At 61.0% G+C, this 14979-nt stretch carries 15 protein-coding genes, 1 other RNA gene and 1 pseudogene; 9 read left to right on the top strand and 8 right to left on the bottom strand.

Features of this window, described 5'->3' with window-relative positions:
• Nucleotides 1-39: 39 nt before the first annotated feature.
• The 6 genes and pseudogenes from KGB14_RS27345 to KGB14_RS27320 form a co-directional block, all read right to left on the bottom strand.
• Nucleotides 40-1044, bottom strand: coding sequence for an extracellular solute-binding protein (locus KGB14_RS27345; protein ID WP_223490566.1), 1005 nt, complete (start codon nt 1042-1044; stop codon nt 40-42).
• Between the two features lie 140 nt (nt 1045-1184).
• Nucleotides 1185-2402, bottom strand: coding sequence for a 2-octaprenyl-3-methyl-6-methoxy-1,4-benzoquinol hydroxylase (locus KGB14_RS27340; protein WP_223490637.1), 1218 nt, complete (start codon nt 2400-2402; stop codon nt 1185-1187).
• A 9-nt stretch (nt 2403-2411) separates the two neighbouring features.
• Nucleotides 2412-2507: pseudogene (locus KGB14_RS27335) on the bottom strand (tetrameric acyl-CoA thioesterase); the annotation flags it as partial.
• A 31-nt stretch (nt 2508-2538) separates the two neighbouring features.
• Nucleotides 2539-3726 (bottom strand): 2-octaprenyl-6-methoxyphenyl hydroxylase, encoded by a 1188-nt coding sequence (ubiH, locus tag KGB14_RS27330; protein ID WP_223490563.1) that lies wholly within the window; start codon nt 3724-3726, stop codon nt 2539-2541.
• Entirely contained in the window at nt 3723-5057 is a 1335-nt protein-coding gene (pepP, locus tag KGB14_RS27325; protein ID WP_223490561.1) for a Xaa-Pro aminopeptidase, read from the bottom strand. The genes ubiH and pepP overlap by 4 nt, the downstream gene beginning before the upstream one ends.
• Before the next feature lie 27 nt (nt 5058-5084).
• A complete protein-coding gene (locus tag KGB14_RS27320) occupies nt 5085-5645 on the bottom strand; it encodes a YecA family protein (protein ID WP_223490558.1) in 561 nt (186 codons plus the stop codon).
• A 267-nt stretch (nt 5646-5912) separates the two neighbouring features.
• Between KGB14_RS27320 and KGB14_RS27315 the strand changes: the two genes are divergently transcribed.
• The 4 genes from KGB14_RS27315 (at nt 5913) to KGB14_RS27300 (ending at nt 7338) form a co-directional block, all read left to right on the top strand.
• Complete coding sequence (locus tag KGB14_RS27315) at nt 5913-6122, top strand: TIGR02449 family protein (protein ID WP_007982902.1); 210 nt, start codon at nt 5913-5915, stop codon at nt 6120-6122.
• Nucleotides 6119-6436, top strand: coding sequence for a cell division protein ZapA (locus tag KGB14_RS27310; protein WP_223490556.1), 318 nt, complete (start codon nt 6119-6121; stop codon nt 6434-6436). The genes KGB14_RS27315 and KGB14_RS27310 overlap by 4 nt, the downstream gene beginning before the upstream one ends.
• Before the next feature lie 30 nt (nt 6437-6466).
• Nucleotides 6467-6645: non-coding RNA, 6S RNA (gene ssrS, locus KGB14_RS27305), on the top strand.
• Nucleotides 6646-6732: 87 nt separating this feature from the next.
• Nucleotides 6733-7338, top strand: a complete 606-nt coding sequence (locus tag KGB14_RS27300) for a 5-formyltetrahydrofolate cyclo-ligase (protein ID WP_223490554.1) — start codon at nt 6733-6735, stop codon at nt 7336-7338.
• Nucleotides 7339-7373: 35 nt separating this feature from the next.
• Here KGB14_RS27300 and KGB14_RS27295 read toward each other — a convergent pair whose 3' ends face one another.
• Entirely contained in the window at nt 7374-7523 is a 150-nt protein-coding gene (locus KGB14_RS27295; RefSeq protein ID WP_223490552.1) for a hypothetical protein, read from the bottom strand.
• A gap of 200 nt (nt 7524-7723) precedes the next feature.
• Between KGB14_RS27295 and KGB14_RS27290 the strand changes: the two genes are divergently transcribed.
• The 4 genes from KGB14_RS27290 to KGB14_RS27275 all read left to right on the top strand — a co-directional run bounded on the left by KGB14_RS27290 (nt 7724) and on the right by KGB14_RS27275 (nt 13106).
• Nucleotides 7724-8173, top strand: a complete 450-nt coding sequence (locus tag KGB14_RS27290; protein WP_223490550.1) for an EVE domain-containing protein — start codon at nt 7724-7726, stop codon at nt 8171-8173.
• 129 nt (nt 8174-8302) lie between these two features.
• Nucleotides 8303-9268 carry an HlyD family secretion protein gene (locus KGB14_RS27285; protein WP_223490548.1) on the top strand — a complete coding sequence of 322 codons (966 nt, stop codon included), beginning with the start codon at nt 8303-8305 and terminating at the stop codon, nt 9266-9268.
• Entirely contained in the window at nt 9265-11988 is a 2724-nt protein-coding gene (gene rbbA / locus KGB14_RS27280) for a ribosome-associated ATPase/putative transporter RbbA (protein WP_223490546.1), read from the top strand. The genes KGB14_RS27285 and rbbA overlap by 4 nt, the downstream gene beginning before the upstream one ends.
• On the top strand, nt 11988-13106 hold the full coding sequence (locus KGB14_RS27275) for an ABC transporter permease (protein ID WP_223490544.1): 1119 nt from the start codon (nt 11988-11990) through the stop codon (nt 13104-13106). The genes rbbA and KGB14_RS27275 overlap by 1 nt, the downstream gene beginning before the upstream one ends.
• 233 nt (nt 13107-13339) lie before the next feature.
• On the opposite strand, the gene KGB14_RS27270 is transcribed toward KGB14_RS27275, so the two are convergent.
• Nucleotides 13340-13747, bottom strand: coding sequence for a flagellar basal body-associated protein FliL (locus KGB14_RS27270; RefSeq protein WP_223490542.1), 408 nt, complete (start codon nt 13745-13747; stop codon nt 13340-13342).
• 150 nt (nt 13748-13897) lie between these two features.
• Here KGB14_RS27270 and KGB14_RS27265 point away from each other — a divergent pair, with 150 nt between their 5' ends.
• Nucleotides 13898-14875, top strand: coding sequence for an NADPH:quinone oxidoreductase family protein (locus KGB14_RS27265; RefSeq protein WP_223490540.1), 978 nt, complete (start codon nt 13898-13900; stop codon nt 14873-14875).
• The last annotated feature ends 104 nt before the right edge of the window (nt 14876-14979 follow it).

Raw genomic sequence — 14979 nt, 5'->3', positions numbered from 1 at the left:
GCCGCAGGCTGCGATCCTTTGATCTTTAAAACAGCAAACTCAGTTCCAGCCAACCCGATCCATCATCCGAATCGCTTCAGCCTGACGCTTGCCGGCGATTTCCACCGGCAAGGTGTCGGCCACAAACTTGCCCCAACTCGCGACTTCAGCTGAAGGCTGAACGGCAGGGTTGGCCGGGAATTCCTGGTTCACGTCAGCGAAGATTTTCTGCGCTTCAGGCGTGGTCATCCACTCCACCAGCGCCTTGGCGGCTTCCGGGTGCGGCGCGTGCTTGGTCAGGCCGATGCCCGACAGGTTGACGTGCACGCCACGGTCGCCCTGATTCGGCCAGAACAGTTTCACCGGCAGGTCCGGCTTCTGTTTGTGCAGACGGCCATAGTAGTAAGTGTTGACGATGCCGACATCGCACTGACCGGCACTGATGGCCTCCAGCACGGCGATATCGTCGGAGAACACGTCGGTGGACAGGTTATTGACCCAGCCCTTGAGGATCTTCTCGGTTTTCTCGGCGCCATGGACTTCGATCATGGTGGCGGTCAGGGACTGGTTGTAGACCTTCTTCGCCGTGCGCAGGCACAGGCGGCCTTCCCACTGTTTATCGGCCAGCGCCTCGTAGGTGCTCAGCTCACCGGGTTTCACCCGGTCGGTGGAGTAGGCGATGGTCCGCGCCCGCAGGCTCAGGCCGGTCCAGGCATGGGAAGAAGCGCGGTATTGCAATGGGATATTGGCGTCGATCACCTTGGAAGTGAACGACTGGAGGATGCCCATCTGCTCGGCCTGCCAGAGGTTGCCGGCATCGACGGTCAGCAGCAGGTCGGCGGTGGCGTTTTCACCCTCGGCCTTGATCCGCTGCATCAGCGGCGCTTCCTTGTCGGTGATGAACTTCACCTGCACGCCGGTTTTCCGGGTGTAGGCATCGAAGACCGGTTTGATCAGCTCATCGATACGCGAGGAGTAAACCACTACCTCGTCGGCGGCCTGGGCGGCAGTACTGCCAATCAGGGTCAGGGCCAGTGCGGTCAGTAGACGCTTGGGTGCCAACATGGAAGCGGTCTCTCGAGTGGGGAAGTGATGCCAAATGATAAGGACTCACATTTCGCTTCTCAATCGAACAGTTAGCGGAGGCGTTACCGGATGTTGCACAACCGAATGAATGACAAATGTGGCGAGGGGGCATGCCCGCTTCAGGCCTTGGCCAACGCCGGCAGATCCCCGATCAACCCAAGCGCCTCGCGCACAAACAACGCCTTGGCCTCGGGCATCTGATCGACCATCTTCAAACCGGTATTACGCAACCAGCGCACCGGCAACGGATCGGCCTGGAACAAGCGCTCGAACCCTTCCATCGCCGCCATCAACGCCAGGTTGTGGGGCATGCGCCGACGCTCGTAGCGACTGAGCACTTTCACGTCCGCCAACCGCTCGCCGCGATCGGCCGCTTGCAGCAGCACTTCGGCCAGCACCGCAGCATCGAGAAAACCGAGGTTCACACCCTGCCCCGCCAACGGGTGGATGGTGTGGGCCGCATCGCCGATCAGCGCCAGGCCTTCAGCCACGTAACGCTTGGCATGACGCTGACGCAGCGGCACGCACAGGCGCGGGTCAGCGCTGAGCACCGTGCCAAGACAGCCTTCGAAGGCCCGCTCCAGTTCCTTGCAGAAGCCTTCGTCGTCCAGAGCCATCAGGCGTTCGGCTTCGCTCGGCGTGGTGGACCAGACGATCGAACACCAATCCTGTTGACCGTCCCGTTCCAGCGGCAGAAACGCCAGCGGGCCGTTGTCGGTGAAACGCTGCCAGGCGGTCATTCGATGAGGTTTTGAGCTGCGCACACTGGTAACGATCGCGTGGTGCATGTAATCCCACTCGCGGGTCGCAACGCCGGTCAGGCGCCGAACGGCCGAGTTGGCGCCATCCGCGGCGATCACCAACGGTGCACGCAAAGTGCGGCCATCGGCCAGGGTCAGCAGCCAGTCATCACCGGAGCGGCGCATCTGCTCCAGACGCGCATTGGCCAGCATCCCGAGGTCGCAGTCGTGCAGTCGGTCGAGCAAGGCGTCTTGAACCACGCGGTTTTCGACGATATGCCCCAACACTTCGGCATGCACACTGGTCGCCGAGAAATGAATTTGCCCCGTGCCGCTGCCATCCCAGACGTGCATGTCGGTATAGGGGCTGCTGCGTCGCTGGGTGATGCCATCCCAGACACCCAGACGCTCAAGAATCCGCTGGCTGGCCGCCGACAAGGCACTCACTCGCGGTTCGAACGGTGCCTGCCCATCGAAGGGTTTGACGCTCAAGGGGCTACCGTCCAGCAGCAGGACTTCGAGCCCGCTGTTTTGTAACGCCAGCGCCAGGGCACTGCCGACCATTCCGGCCCCGACAATCAGCAGATCTGCGCGCATTTCCATGCTTTAAGCCTGTCTCGCTTGCGGCTTGAGCCGCACGTAAAGGTATTTTTCGACCCGCGCCAACAAGGCGCCCGCGCCGTTGTGAATATCGACCTGCAGGTGCGCCCTGCCCGGTTTTTGCTGCAACCACCTAAGCATCGGGACGCGTGCCCAGCCCCATGGCCTGACGAGCGAACCAGCGTTTGGCCGGCGGCAACAGATCGAGGCCGAGCAGGCCGATGTTGCGGCCCAGGGAAACCAGTGGCTGGGTGCTGCCGAACAAGCGGGTGACCTGATCGGAAAAACCCACGGTCAGGCTCTGGTCCAGACGCTGACGCTCGCGATAGGCCTGCAAGGTGGCGAAATCGCCGGGCCCTGTCTCGCTGCCCAACAAACTGTCGGCCAGCGCCTGGGCGTCACGCAACGACAGGTTGAAACCCTGCCCGGCGATCGGATGCAGGCTGTGGGCAGCGTTGCCGAGGATCGCCAGGTGCGGGCGGACTTGTTCCTCGGCTTCGATCAGCGACAACGGATACAAATGCCGTGCGCCAACCTGTTTCAACGTGCCGAGGCGATAACCGAATATGCCCTGCAGCTCAGTGAGAAAGCTGCGGTCATCAAGGGCCGCCAGCCGTTGCGCATCCATGCCCAGACGAGTCCAGACCAGGGCGCAACGGTTTTCCGGCAGCGGTAACAAAGCCATCGGGCCGTCATCGGTGAAGCGTTCGAAGGCCATGCCGTTGTGCGCTTCACTCGGGGTGATGTTGGCGATCAGCGCGCTCTGGTTGTACGGGCGCTTCTTGATGCCGATCCCCAGTTGCTCCCGCAGGCCGGAACGGCCGCCATCGGCGAGCACCGCAAGGTCGCATTCCAGGATGGTTTCATCGTTGAGGGTCAGGCGATAGCCGTCGGTCAGTGGTTCCATGCGGGTGACTTCCGCCGGGCAACGCCAACTGATCACGTCCTTGTCCAGACCTTGCCAGAGGCATTGGCCGAGCCAGGCGTTTTCCACCACATAACCCAATGCCGGAACGCCCTCTTCCATCGCCGACAGCCGCGCGGTGGAGAAACGCCCACGGTCGGAGACATGAATCTGCTTGATCGGCTCGGCGCGGCGGGAGATTTCCTGCCACACGCCCAGCCGTTGATAAATCTGCCGGGCACCGAAGGACAGCGCCGAAGAACGGGCGTCATAACTCGGTTGATAGCTGTCGCCGGGAGCAAACGGTTCGATCAGCACGATCTTCCAGCCCCGGGCCTTGGCCCCGGCCTGCAACGCCAACGCCAGACTGGCGCCGACCAGGCCACCGCCGATGATTGCCAGATTGACTCGACTCATGCCGCTTGTGTCCGTGCGGCGGCCATCAAGGCTTCGATCTCGGCGACCGTTTTCGGCACGCCGTTAGTCAGGATTTCACAACCGGTTTTGGTGACCACCACATCGTCCTCAATGCGCACGCCAATGCCGCGCCATTTCTTCGCCACACTCTGGTTGTCCGGAGCAATGTAAATACCCGGTTCCACGGTCAACGCCATGCCAACTTCCAGCACGCGCCATTCGCCGCCGACCTTGTACTCGCCGACGTCGTGCACATCCATGCCCAGCCAGTGGCCGGCGCGGTGCATGTAAAACGCTTTATAGGCTTCACTGGCAATCAACTCGTCGACGTCGCCCTGCAACAGGCCCAACTTCACCAGCCCGGAGGTAATGACCCGGACCGTGGCTTCGTGTGCCTGATTCCAATGTTTGTCTGGGGCGATTTCGGCAAACGCCGCTTCCTGGGAAGCCAGCACCAACTCGTAGATCGCCTTCTGCTCCGGTGAATACTTGCCGTTGACCGGCCAGGTGCGGGTGATGTCGCTGGCGTAGCAGTCGATCTCGCAACCGGCGTCGATCAGCACCAGATCGCCGTCCTTGAGCACCGCGTCATTCTGCTGGTAATGCAGGATGCAGCTGTTGCGCCCCGAGGCGACGATCGAGCCATACGCCGGCATCTTCGCCCCGCCCTTGCGGAATTCATAATCGATCTCGGCTTCGAGGCTGAATTCATGCAAACCGGCACGGCTGGCCTGCATCGCACGAATATGGGCCTGGGAAGAAATCCGTGCGGCTTCGCGCATCACTTTCACTTCTGCCGCCGATTTATACAGGCGCATGTCGTGAAGCAGATGATCCAGGGCAACGAATTCGTTCGGCGGCTGGGCGCCGAGGTGCGCTTTAGAGCGGATCACGTTGATCCAGTCCATCAGGTGCCGGTCAAATTCGGGGTTGCTGCCCATGGCCGAATACACCCGGTCGCGACCTTCGATCAGGCCCGGCAGAATGTCGTCGATGTCGGTGATGGGGAAGGCGTCGTCGGCGCCAAAGTCGCGGATCGCGCCTTCCTGGCCGGCGCGCAGGCCGTCCCACAGTTCCCGCTCGGCATTGCGTTCCCGGCAAAACAGCACGTATTCGCCATGCTCACGGCCGGGCATCAAAACGATGACGGCTTGAGGCTCGGGGAAACCGCTGAGGTACTGGAAGTCGCTGTCCTGACGGTAGACGTGCTCGACATCGCGGTTGCGGATGGCCACCGCGGCGGCGGGCAGGATGGCGATGCTGTTGGGTTCCATCTGCGCCATCAGGGCCTTGCGGCGACGGCTGTATTCCGATTTCGGGATATGAATCATGGGCAGATGGCTTTCCCTGGCACGCGATTAATGCAACGACGGTTTGGCGGCTGGCGGCACGTCCGCTTTTTTGGTTTCGGAGAACAGCAGCAGCGGTGCGACGCGCAGGTACTCCATGACCTCCATGTAATCGCTTTCGCCGTCGTCGGACTCTTCCAGGGCGTCTTGTACCTGGGAGATGGCGGCCAGATCCTGCAATACTTCAGTGGCCTCGGTGCTCAGCATGCTGCTATCACGGCAGTTCAGGCCGAACCCGCTGAGAAAGCCCTGGCACCATTGGCCCAGTGCAGCGGCACGGTCAGCCAGTGGCTCGTCATCGGTCGGTAGCAGCAGAACGACTGTCACGTCGTCGCCGGTGAGCTCACCCTTGACCATCTCTTGCAGGCCGATCAAAGCATTGCGAACGTTGTCTTGCGGCTCGCCTTCAAGCAACTCGGCGGCATCAACCAGCCAACCTTCGGCATCGAAGCCGGCACCGGCGCAACTGCGGCCGAGCAGCAGGCCATGCAGTTCGGCAGGCGAGACGTTATGGCCGCTGGAAGTCAGCAGCGTGGCGAAGGCTTTGTACGGGGAATTCTGAATGGTCATGGGCAGCTAGGCGCCAGACGGCGCTATGTCTAGAATGAAGGCCTTGTATCCTACATCGACAGACTCGCCAAGACTATTAAAGGCTGTCCGCCAGCCAGGCCTGTACGAAAACTCGCCGAGCGGCGATCAGGCAAGGCAAAAACAGGCGAGCAAGCGGAGTGTAGGGCCCTACATGAGCATTGCGAGCCTGTTTTTAACGCAGCATGATCGACGCGCAGGCAGTTTTGTACAGAGCCTGCCACCCATCAGACACAACCAGTGGACACAATGGAAGACACCGACCTGCAAGCGCTGATGGCCAGACTCGAACTGCTAATTACTCGAGTCGAGCAACTAAAGAGTCAAAACGGACTCCTATTAGCTCAGGAAAAGACCTGGCGCGAGGAACGCGCGCACCTCATTGAAAAAAATGAAATCGCCCGGCGTAAGGTCGAATCGATGATTTCGCGCCTCAAGGCCCTGGAGCAAGACTCATGAGTTCAAGCAATAGCGTTACCGTGCAGATCCTCGACAAAGAATATTCGATCATCTGCCCCCAGGAAGAGCGCAGTAACCTGATCAGCGCGGCTCGTTATCTGGACGGCAAGATGCGCGAAATCCGCAGCAGCGGCAAAGTCATCGGCGCCGACCGCATCGCCGTGATGGCCGCCCTGAACATCACGCACGATCTTCTGCACAAGGAAGAACGCCCGGATGTACAGGCCAGCGGCTCGACCCGAGAGCAGGTTCGCGACCTGCTGGACCGCGTCGATCTGGTACTCGCCACCGATCCGGACGTCACCAAGGGCTGATTCGCGTGACCGCTTGGGGTATACTCGCATCACTCCCTGGGGTGCTTGCCAGTTGACGACGTCCCTGAGCCGATTCGCACTACCCTGGAGGTTGCACGTTGGGCTGGTGTGCATGTCCGCTAGACGGAAAGCCTTAAAGCCTACTGCATCTTCCACCTTGAACTTTCGGGTTCAAGGGCTAAGTCGACAGCGGTTCATCCGGGGAGCCTGATTTCAGTCCGATGCCGGTTTTTAATACCGGCATCGGCTTTTTTACGGGTACGCTTTCAGTACTCGCACTGTCGAAGCCTGAATCCATGACCGAACCTGCGCTGCTGCCCCGCCCGCAACTTCGACGCATGCTGCGCAAGGCCCGCCGCGCACTGACACCCAGTCAGCAGCGCCAGGCCGCTCGCGGGCTGTATAAGCAATTGGCCCAACACCCGCTGTTCCGCCGCGCAAAACACATCTCTCTGTACCTGCCCATGGACGGTGAAATCGATCCGCGCCTGCTGATGCGTGCCGCACAACGTCGGGGCAAGGCGACGTATCTGCCGGTGCTCAGTGCCTGGCCGCGCACCAAAATGGTATTCCAGCGGGTTCGCCCCGGCGAAAAGCTCAAACCCAACCGCTTCCGTATCCCCGAACCACGACACAACATCGCCCTACAACGCAAGGTCTGGGCGCTGGACCTGGTGTTGCTGCCGCTGGTGGGGTTTGACGATGTCGGCGGACGCCTGGGAATGGGCGGTGGTTTCTACGATCGGAGCCTGGCGTACCTGGCGCGCCGCAAAAACTGGCGCAAGCCGACGCTGCTGGGCCTGGCCCACGAATGTCAGAAGGTTCAACGGTTGGCTCAGGCGAGCTGGGATGTGCCGCTGCAGGGAACGGTCACGGACAAGGCGTGGTATTTCGCGGACTAGACGCCACTGAAGTCAGCGGCGTCCAAAAGACAGGTTCAGCGTTTGAAAGCCGGCGGCTGTTGCTGCGCAATCTCGATGGGCGCATCGGTTTTGTTGGCCCACAGGCTTTGGGCATAGCCGGTGGTCACGACGCCCAAACCGAACAAAATAACCAATATCCATAGTAAATCCGGTTTGCGTTTCATCGATTGCCCCCCTCAAGGCACATCAACACGATGACAGCAGCGGTTTCCGTTTAGGTGTAGGCCGTGCAGCAGCGTCAAGCTTGGAAGGCCGGCATTTTGCGACAACGTGAACCGACACGCAAACGCTGGCGTCAACCGACTGTCGGTTTGTCATAAAATTGCCCGACAAGTTTGCCACTACCTCGCAAGGAGCAAAAAACATGGCCTATTGGCTGATGAAATCCGAGCCGGACGAGTTCTCGATCCAAGATCTGGAGAAGCTTGGCCGAGCGCGCTGGGACGGGGTTCGTAACTATCAGGCGCGGAATTTTCTGCGAACCATGGCGGTGGGGGATGAGTTCTTTTTCTACCATTCCAGCTGCCCTGAGCCAGGGATTGCCGGGATCGGCAAGATTGTCGAGGCGGCGTACCCGGACCCGACGGCACTGGAGCCGGAGAGTCATTACTTCGACCCGAAAGCCACCCAGGAGAAAAACGCCTGGAGCGCGATCGATGTGGCTCACGTCAAAACGTTTTCCAACGTTCTGAAGCTGGACTATCTGAAGCAGCAAGCGGCGCTGGCGCAGATGCCACTGGTACAGAAAGGTTCGCGACTGTCGGTGATGCCGGTGACAGCCGAGCAATGGGCTGCGGTGCTTGGTCTGCGCTAAATAAAGCAGAACCGCCCGTCACTCTGGTTTACCTTACCGATCGGTCAGGCTTGACCCTCAGTTGACTGACATCAAGTCGCCCAGGCGCTTGCCTGTCAGACTACGACGCTACAGACGCAGGATGCCGACATGTCGACGCACAGCCGTTCCTCGCTTTTTTTCGTTTTTCTACTGGGGGCTTTGCTACTGGCCGCTGGGGGATTTGGTTACTGGAAGTCGACGCTTAACCGACTGCCTGCAGGATTGTATGTCGGTAATGGCCGGCTTGAAGCCACTGAAGTGCAGATCGCCAGCAAGACACCCGGCCGGCTGGCTGAAGTACTGGTGGACGAAGGCGACAAGGTGACCAAAGGCCAACTGCTGGCCCGCATGGACACCCGCACCCTCGAAGCCCAGCGCCACCAGGCCGAAGCCGAAGTGATACGCGCCCGGGAAAACCTCTCCGCCGCCCAGGCCAATGTGCAACTGCGCCAGAGCGAGCAGTTGCTTGCCCATCAAGAACTCAAACGCTCCCAGGAATTGTTCAAGCGCGGGTTCGCCAGTGGCCAGATCATCGACCAGCAGCAGTCACGCTTCGACACCGGCAACGCAGCCGTTACCGCGGCCCGCGCGCAGGAGTCCGCCGTTGGCGCAGCCATTGGCGCGGCACAGGCACAAGTCGCTCAGTTAACCAGCGAAATTGACGACAGCAGCTTGCGGGCCCCCATCGACGGAGTGATTCAGCTTCGCATGGCCGAACCCGGTGAAGTGCTCGGCGCCGGTGGACGGGTATTGCTGCTGATCGACCCGAACGACCAGTACATGAACCTCTATCTAGCGGCATCCGTGGCCGGACGCCTGGCGGTCGGCGATGACGCGCGGATTTTGCTGGACGCCCTGCCCGGCCAGCCGTTGCCGGCGAAAATCAGTTTCGTGGCGGCCAAATCGCAATTCACGCCCAAAGAAGTCGAAACCCGCGACGAGCGTCAGAAACTGGTGTTTCGGGTCAAGCTACGCCTGACCCAACCCAGCGCCGTGCCCCAGGCCAAACCGGGGATGCCCGGTAATGGCTACGTGCGCACCGCTCCCATTGACTGGCCGGCCAATCTTCAATGACCGGCCTGGCACTGAACGCCACGCGCCTTCAGCACCGTTATGGCCAACAGCAAGCGCTGACCGACATCACGTTCAGCCTGCCCGCCGGTACCCGGTGCGGGTTGATTGGTCCGGATGGCGCCGGTAAATCCAGCCTGCTGGGATTGATCGCCGGCGTGAAGACGTTACAAGACGGCCAACTGGAAGTGCTCGGTGGCTCGATCCAGGACCGGCGCCACCGCAACAGCCTCTACTCGCGAATCGCGTTCATGCCTCAAGGGCTGGGCGGCAACCTGTACCCTGATCTCTCGATCCGCGAAAACATTCACTTCTTCGCCACACTGTTCGGGCTGTCCGGGGCCGAATGCGATCAGCGCATGCATAGCCTGCTGCTGGCCACGGATCTACTGCGCTTTGCCGAGCGCCCCGCCGGCAAGCTATCGGGCGGAATGAAACAGAAGCTCGGCCTCTGTTGTGCGCTGATCCATGAACCGGACCTGTTGATCCTCGATGAACCGACCACTGGCGTCGATCCCTTGTCCCGGCGGCGCTTCTGGGAGTTGATTGATGACGTTCGGCGCCAACGCCCGCAACTGACGCTACTGGTCGCCACCGCGTATATGGAAGAGGCCGAGCAGTTCGAGCACTGCCTGATGCTCGATGGCGGCAAACTGATTGCCGCCGGTTTGAGCCGCGACTTGGGAGCGGTTACCCCCAGCGGCAAGCTCGATGAGGCCTTCACCCATTTTCAGGGCGTCACTGGCCATGACAACCAGCCGCTGGTAATCCCTCCTCGAACCAATGCCACTGCCGACATCGCCATCGAAGCCCATGACCTGACCCTGCGCTTCGGTGATTTCACGGCTGTGGACAAGGTCAGCTTCGCCATCGGTCGCGGCGAGATCTTCGGCTTTCTGGGCTCCAACGGCTGCGGCAAAACCACCACCATGAAAGTGCTCACCGGGCTGATCCCGGCCAGCGAAGGCAGCGCCACGCTGCTGGGCAATCCGGTGAATGCCAAGGATCTGGCCACCCGCAAACGCGTCGGCTTCATGTCCCAGAGCTTCTCGCTGTATGGCGAACTCAGCGTGCGGCAGAACCTGGACTTGCACGCGCGGCTGTTCGATTTGCCCAAGGCCGACAGCGCGCAGCGCATCGACGAGCTGATCCAGCGCTTCAACCTGGGCAGCGTCGCTCATCAATCATCCGGTGCACTGCCGCTTGGCCTGCGCCAACGGTTATCCCTGGCGGTGGCGGTGCTGCATCGCCCGGAAGTGCTGATCCTCGACGAACCGACCTCCGGCGTCGACCCGGCGGCCCGGGACGATTTCTGGCGACTGCTGATCGAACTGTCCCGCGAACAGGGCGTGACGATTTTCCTGTCCACCCATTTCATGAACGAAGCCCAGCGCTGCGACCGCATTTCGCTGATGCACGCCGGCAAGGTACTGGCCTGCGACACCCCGGCAGCCCTGCAACAGCAGTTCAACGGCCAGACACTGGAGGCGGCATTCGTCACCTGCCTGGAACAGGCCCAGGGCCCGATCGCAACGGCGGCGCCGCCAGCGCCCATCGACGCGACAATCGCACCGACCACGCCGATGAAAGATCACGGCTTCAGTTTTGGACGGCTGCGGGCACTGGCGAGTCGCGAAGGCAAGGAGCTGCTGCGCGATAAAGTGCGCATGGCCTTCGCCCTGCTCGGGGCGATGCTCATGATGGTGATCTTCGGCTACGGCATTTCCCTGGATGTGGAGAAACTCGCCTTCGCGGTCTACGACCAGGACCAGACCCCGCAAAGCCGGGCTTATCTGGAGGCCTTCCGCGGCTCCCGCTACTTCGATGAGCAACCCCCCATAAGCGATGCGGCGCAGTTGCATCGACGACTGCAGCGCTCGGAAATCAAACTGGCGCTGGAGATCCCGCCAGGGTTCGGCCGAGACCTGTTCGCCGGTCGCCAACCCGCGGTGGCGGCCTGGCTCGATGGCGGCATGCCGTTTCGCGCCGAAACCAGCCGCAACTATGTGGAAGCGGTGCACCTGGCCAATCTGGAGCAATTGGCCGAGCAGTCCAGCCCAGCGCCAAACCGGCAAGCAGCGGCCGAACTGGAAACCCGCTTCCGCTACAACCAGGACGTCATCAGCGTCAACGCCATCGGTCCCGGGGTGATGGCGCTGATCCTGGCGTTCATCCCGGCCATGCTGACTGCGCTGGGCATCGTGCGGGAGAAAGAACTGGGTTCGATCACCAACTTCTATGCCACACCGCTGACCCGCCTGGAGTTCCTGCTAGGCAAACAAGCGCCGTATCTGGCCGTCAGCCTGATCAACCTCGCCGTCCTGACGGCCATGAACCGCTGGCTGTTCGGCGTGCCCTTCAAGGGCAGCGCACTGACCCTGGCCTTCGGCGGACTGCTCTACGTGTTGGCGACCACCAGCATGGGTCTGTTGATTTCGGCGTTCACCCGAACCCAGATCGCCGCCATCCTCGGCACCATGATCATCACCAGTCTGCCGACCATTCAGTTTTCCGGTTTGATCGTGCCGCGCTCGTCCCTTGATGGCGCGGCCGCCGTCATGGGGATGTTGTTTCCGGCGGGCTACTTCCTCGACATCGCCGTCGGCACCTTTACCAAGGCGCTGGATATCCGGCAGTTGTGGCCGCAATGCCTGGCACTGTTCGGGTTCTTTCTCGGGTTCACCGGGCTTAGCCTGGCCATGCTGAAAAAGCAGGAGGTCTGATGCATAAGCTTGCGCACATCCTGCGTCTTGGCCTCAAGGAACTCACAAGCCTGCGACACGACAGTGTGTTGCTGCTATTCCTGTTCTACGCCTTTACCGTAGCGATCTACATGCCGGCCGCGGGCTCCGTGATCGGCGTGCACAACGCCAGCGTGGCCATGGTCGATGAAGATCACAGCCACCTGTCACGACAATTGGCCCAAGCCCTGCAACCCCCGGAATTCCAGCCGCCGGTGTCGCTGCCCTATGGGCAAATGGACGAAGTGCTGGACAGTGGGCGATACACCTTTGTGATCAATGTTCCGGCCAATTTCCAGGCGGATCTGTTGGCCGGCCGCCAGCCGGCGTTGCAGGTCAACGTCGACGCCACCGCCATGAGCCAGGCGTTCATGGGCGCGGGCTACATCGGACGGATTTTCCAGCGCGAGCTGCTGACTTACAGTGGCCAGGGCGATGCGGCGAATACGACACCCGTGCGGCTGACGACCCGAGCGCTGTTCAATACCAACCTGGAGGGTGGCTGGTTCCTGGCGGTGATTCAGATCGTCAACAACATCACCATCCTCGCCATCATCCTGACTGGCACAGCGCTGCTGCGTGAGCGCGAACACGGCACCCTCGACCATTTGCTGGTGCTGCCGCTGACGGCGCTGGAGATCATGCTGGCGAAAATCTGGAGCAACATGCTGGTGGTGGTGCTGTGCACCTGGATCTCGTTGGAAGTGATTGTCAAAGGCGCCCTCGGCGTGCCGCTGGCCGGCTCCATGACTTTGTTCTTACTGGTGACGGCGGTTTATCTGTTCGCCAGCACAGCGCTGGGGATATTCCTCGCGACCCTCGCCCGCTCGACACCGCAGTTCGGCCTGTTGGCGATTCCGGTGATCATCCCGATGTTGCTGCTCTCTGGCGGCAGTACACCGCTCGACAGCATGCCGCAATGGCTGCAATGGGTGATGCAAGGCTCGCCCTCGACGCACTTCGTCAGCCTCAGCGCCGCGATACTGTTTCGCGATGCTGGCATCCGCGTGGTCTGGCCGGACTTGCTGGCGTTGAGCGCCATTGGCCTGCTGTTTTTTACCATTGCGCTGATGCGGTTTCGCAGGACCCTGACGTCCTGACGGACCGAGTCGCCCCCACAGGGTTCTGCGCGGTTCCTGTGGGAGCGGGTTTGCCCTTAATGCCAGTCAGTTAAGCGAGCAAACCGCTTTTTTGTAGGAGCCAGGCTTGCCGGCGAAGGCGTCCTTAAGTGCGCTTTCGCCGGCAAGCCTGGCTCCTACAGGTCCGATTTATCCTTAACTGCCAGGCATTAAGGGCTTGCCCGCGATGAGGCCCGCCCGGACAGCAAAAAGTCTTACTGAATAATGAGGTTGTTGAACAACAAATCCTCAACCACCGGTTTGCCGGTTTCGTCGTTCATCACTTGCTGGGTCTGTTTCAAGGCTTCCTGACGCAACTTTTCCTTGGCTTCGACGTTGTTCATCGCCTCGGTAGTCTGCTGCGCAAACAGCGCCACCAGCTGATTACGGATCAACGGTTCGTTGGCCTTCACCAGTTTGGTCGCCTCCTCACCGGTCACCCGCAACGCCACATCCGCCTTGTAGACCTTGAGCTTCGGCGTACCGTCCAACCCATAGTTGCCCACGAACGGCGGGCTCAGGGTGATGTAGTTGACCTTGGGGGCTTCACCTTCTTTGGCTTCTTCGGCCATCGCTGCCACAGGCAGAGACAGGGCCAGCAACAACATGATCCACGCTTTCACAATTCGCTCCTTATCCAGTTTGCGGCCAAGCATAACGACCCGCCGCTCAAGCACAAGCTTATGGCTGACTATCAGGGTCGGGCATGCTCGTTGACCCAATGACTCACACACCTACACTTATCGGCCATCACTCCCAAAGGAATAGCCCTGATGAAAGCCGTGCTGTGCAAAGCTTTCGGCCCTGCCGAATCGCTGGTGCTGGAAGACGTCGCCAGTCCTGTTGCGAAGAAGAATGAAATCCTGCTGGACGTGCACGCCGCCGGGGTGAATTTCCCGGACACGCTGATCATCGAGGGCAAGTATCAGTTCAAGCCGCCCTTCCCGTTTTCACCGGGTGGCGAAGCGGCTGGCGTGGTCAGCGCGGTGGGCGAAAAGGTCAACCACCTCAAGGTCGGTGACCGGGTCATGGCCTTGACAGGTTGGGGCAGCTTCGCCGAGCAGGTCGCGGTACCGGGCTACAACGTGCTGCCGATCCCGTCATCGATGGACTTCAACTCCGCCGCCGCATTCAGCATGACCTACGGCACTTCGATGCACGCCCTCAAGCAACGGGGCAACCTGCAACCCGGCGAAACCTTGCTGGTGCTCGGCGCTTCCGGCGGCGTCGGTCTTGCCGCCGTGGAAATCGGCAAAGCCATGGGCGCCCGGGTGATCGCCGCCGCCAGCAGCGCGGAAAAACTCGCGGTGGCCAAGGCCGCCGGCGCCGATGAGTTGATCAACTACAGCGAAAGCAGCCTCAAGGACGAGATCAAACGCCTGACCGACGGCCAGGGCGCCGACGTGATCTACGATCCGGTGGGCGGCGATCTGTTCGACCAGGCCATCCGCGCCATCGCCTGGAACGGCCGGCTTTTGGTGGTCGGTTTCGCCAGCGGACGAATCCCTGAGCTGCCAGTGAACCTGGCACTGCTCAAAGGTGCCGCGGTGGTCGGCGTGTTCTGGGGTTCCTTCGCCCAACGCCAGCCACAGGACAACGCGGCGAACTTCCAGCAGTTGTTTGCCTGGTTTGCCGAGGGCAAGTTGAAGCCGCTGGTGTCTCAGGTGTATCCGCTGAGCAACGCGGCGCAGGCCATCAATGATCTTGGCCAGCGCAAGGCGGTCGGGAAAGTGGTGGTGCAGGTTCGCTGATTGTTTATCTGATCTAACCGGGTCGCCGCCTGGCGACCCGGCTCTGCCATTCCCATACCGCCCTGCATTTACACCTGAGCGACATGTTCATAAAACAACATGCG

Source organism: Pseudomonas sp. A-RE-19 (genome assembly GCF_019956555.1).
In the GTDB taxonomy this organism is placed as follows: Bacteria; Pseudomonadota; Gammaproteobacteria; order Pseudomonadales; family Pseudomonadaceae; genus Aquipseudomonas.
Note: the sequence above shows the minus strand (reverse complement) of the source record. Positions and strands in the feature narration are given on the sequence as shown.

Excerpts from the sequence above, each read along its gene's own strand:
- KGB14_RS27345 (WP_223490566.1), bottom strand. The coding sequence starts at position 1,044 with ATGTTGGCACCCAAGCGTCTACTGACCGCACTGGCCCTGACCCTGATT.
- KGB14_RS27340 (WP_223490637.1), bottom strand. The coding sequence starts at position 2,402 with ATGCGCGCAGATCTGCTGATTGTCGGGGCCGGAATGGTCGGCAGTGCC.
- ubiH (WP_223490563.1), bottom strand. The coding sequence starts at position 3,726 with ATGAGTCGAGTCAATCTGGCAATCATCGGCGGTGGCCTGGTCGGCGCC.
- pepP (WP_223490561.1), bottom strand. The coding sequence starts at position 5,057 with ATGATTCATATCCCGAAATCGGAATACAGCCGTCGCCGCAAGGCCCTG.
- KGB14_RS27320 (WP_223490558.1), bottom strand. The coding sequence starts at position 5,645 with ATGACCATTCAGAATTCCCCGTACAAAGCCTTCGCCACGCTGCTGACT.
- KGB14_RS27315 (WP_007982902.1), top strand. The coding sequence starts at position 5,913 with ATGGAAGACACCGACCTGCAAGCGCTGATGGCCAGACTCGAACTGCTA.
- KGB14_RS27310 (WP_223490556.1), top strand. The coding sequence starts at position 6,119 with ATGAGTTCAAGCAATAGCGTTACCGTGCAGATCCTCGACAAAGAATAT.
- KGB14_RS27300 (WP_223490554.1), top strand. The coding sequence starts at position 6,733 with ATGACCGAACCTGCGCTGCTGCCCCGCCCGCAACTTCGACGCATGCTG.
- KGB14_RS27295 (WP_223490552.1), bottom strand. The coding sequence starts at position 7,523 with ATGAAACGCAAACCGGATTTACTATGGATATTGGTTATTTTGTTCGGT.
- KGB14_RS27290 (WP_223490550.1), top strand. The coding sequence starts at position 7,724 with ATGGCCTATTGGCTGATGAAATCCGAGCCGGACGAGTTCTCGATCCAA.
- KGB14_RS27285 (WP_223490548.1), top strand. The coding sequence starts at position 8,303 with ATGTCGACGCACAGCCGTTCCTCGCTTTTTTTCGTTTTTCTACTGGGG.
- rbbA (WP_223490546.1), top strand. The coding sequence starts at position 9,265 with ATGACCGGCCTGGCACTGAACGCCACGCGCCTTCAGCACCGTTATGGC.
- KGB14_RS27275 (WP_223490544.1), top strand. The coding sequence starts at position 11,988 with ATGCATAAGCTTGCGCACATCCTGCGTCTTGGCCTCAAGGAACTCACA.
- KGB14_RS27265 (WP_223490540.1), top strand. The coding sequence starts at position 13,898 with ATGAAAGCCGTGCTGTGCAAAGCTTTCGGCCCTGCCGAATCGCTGGTG.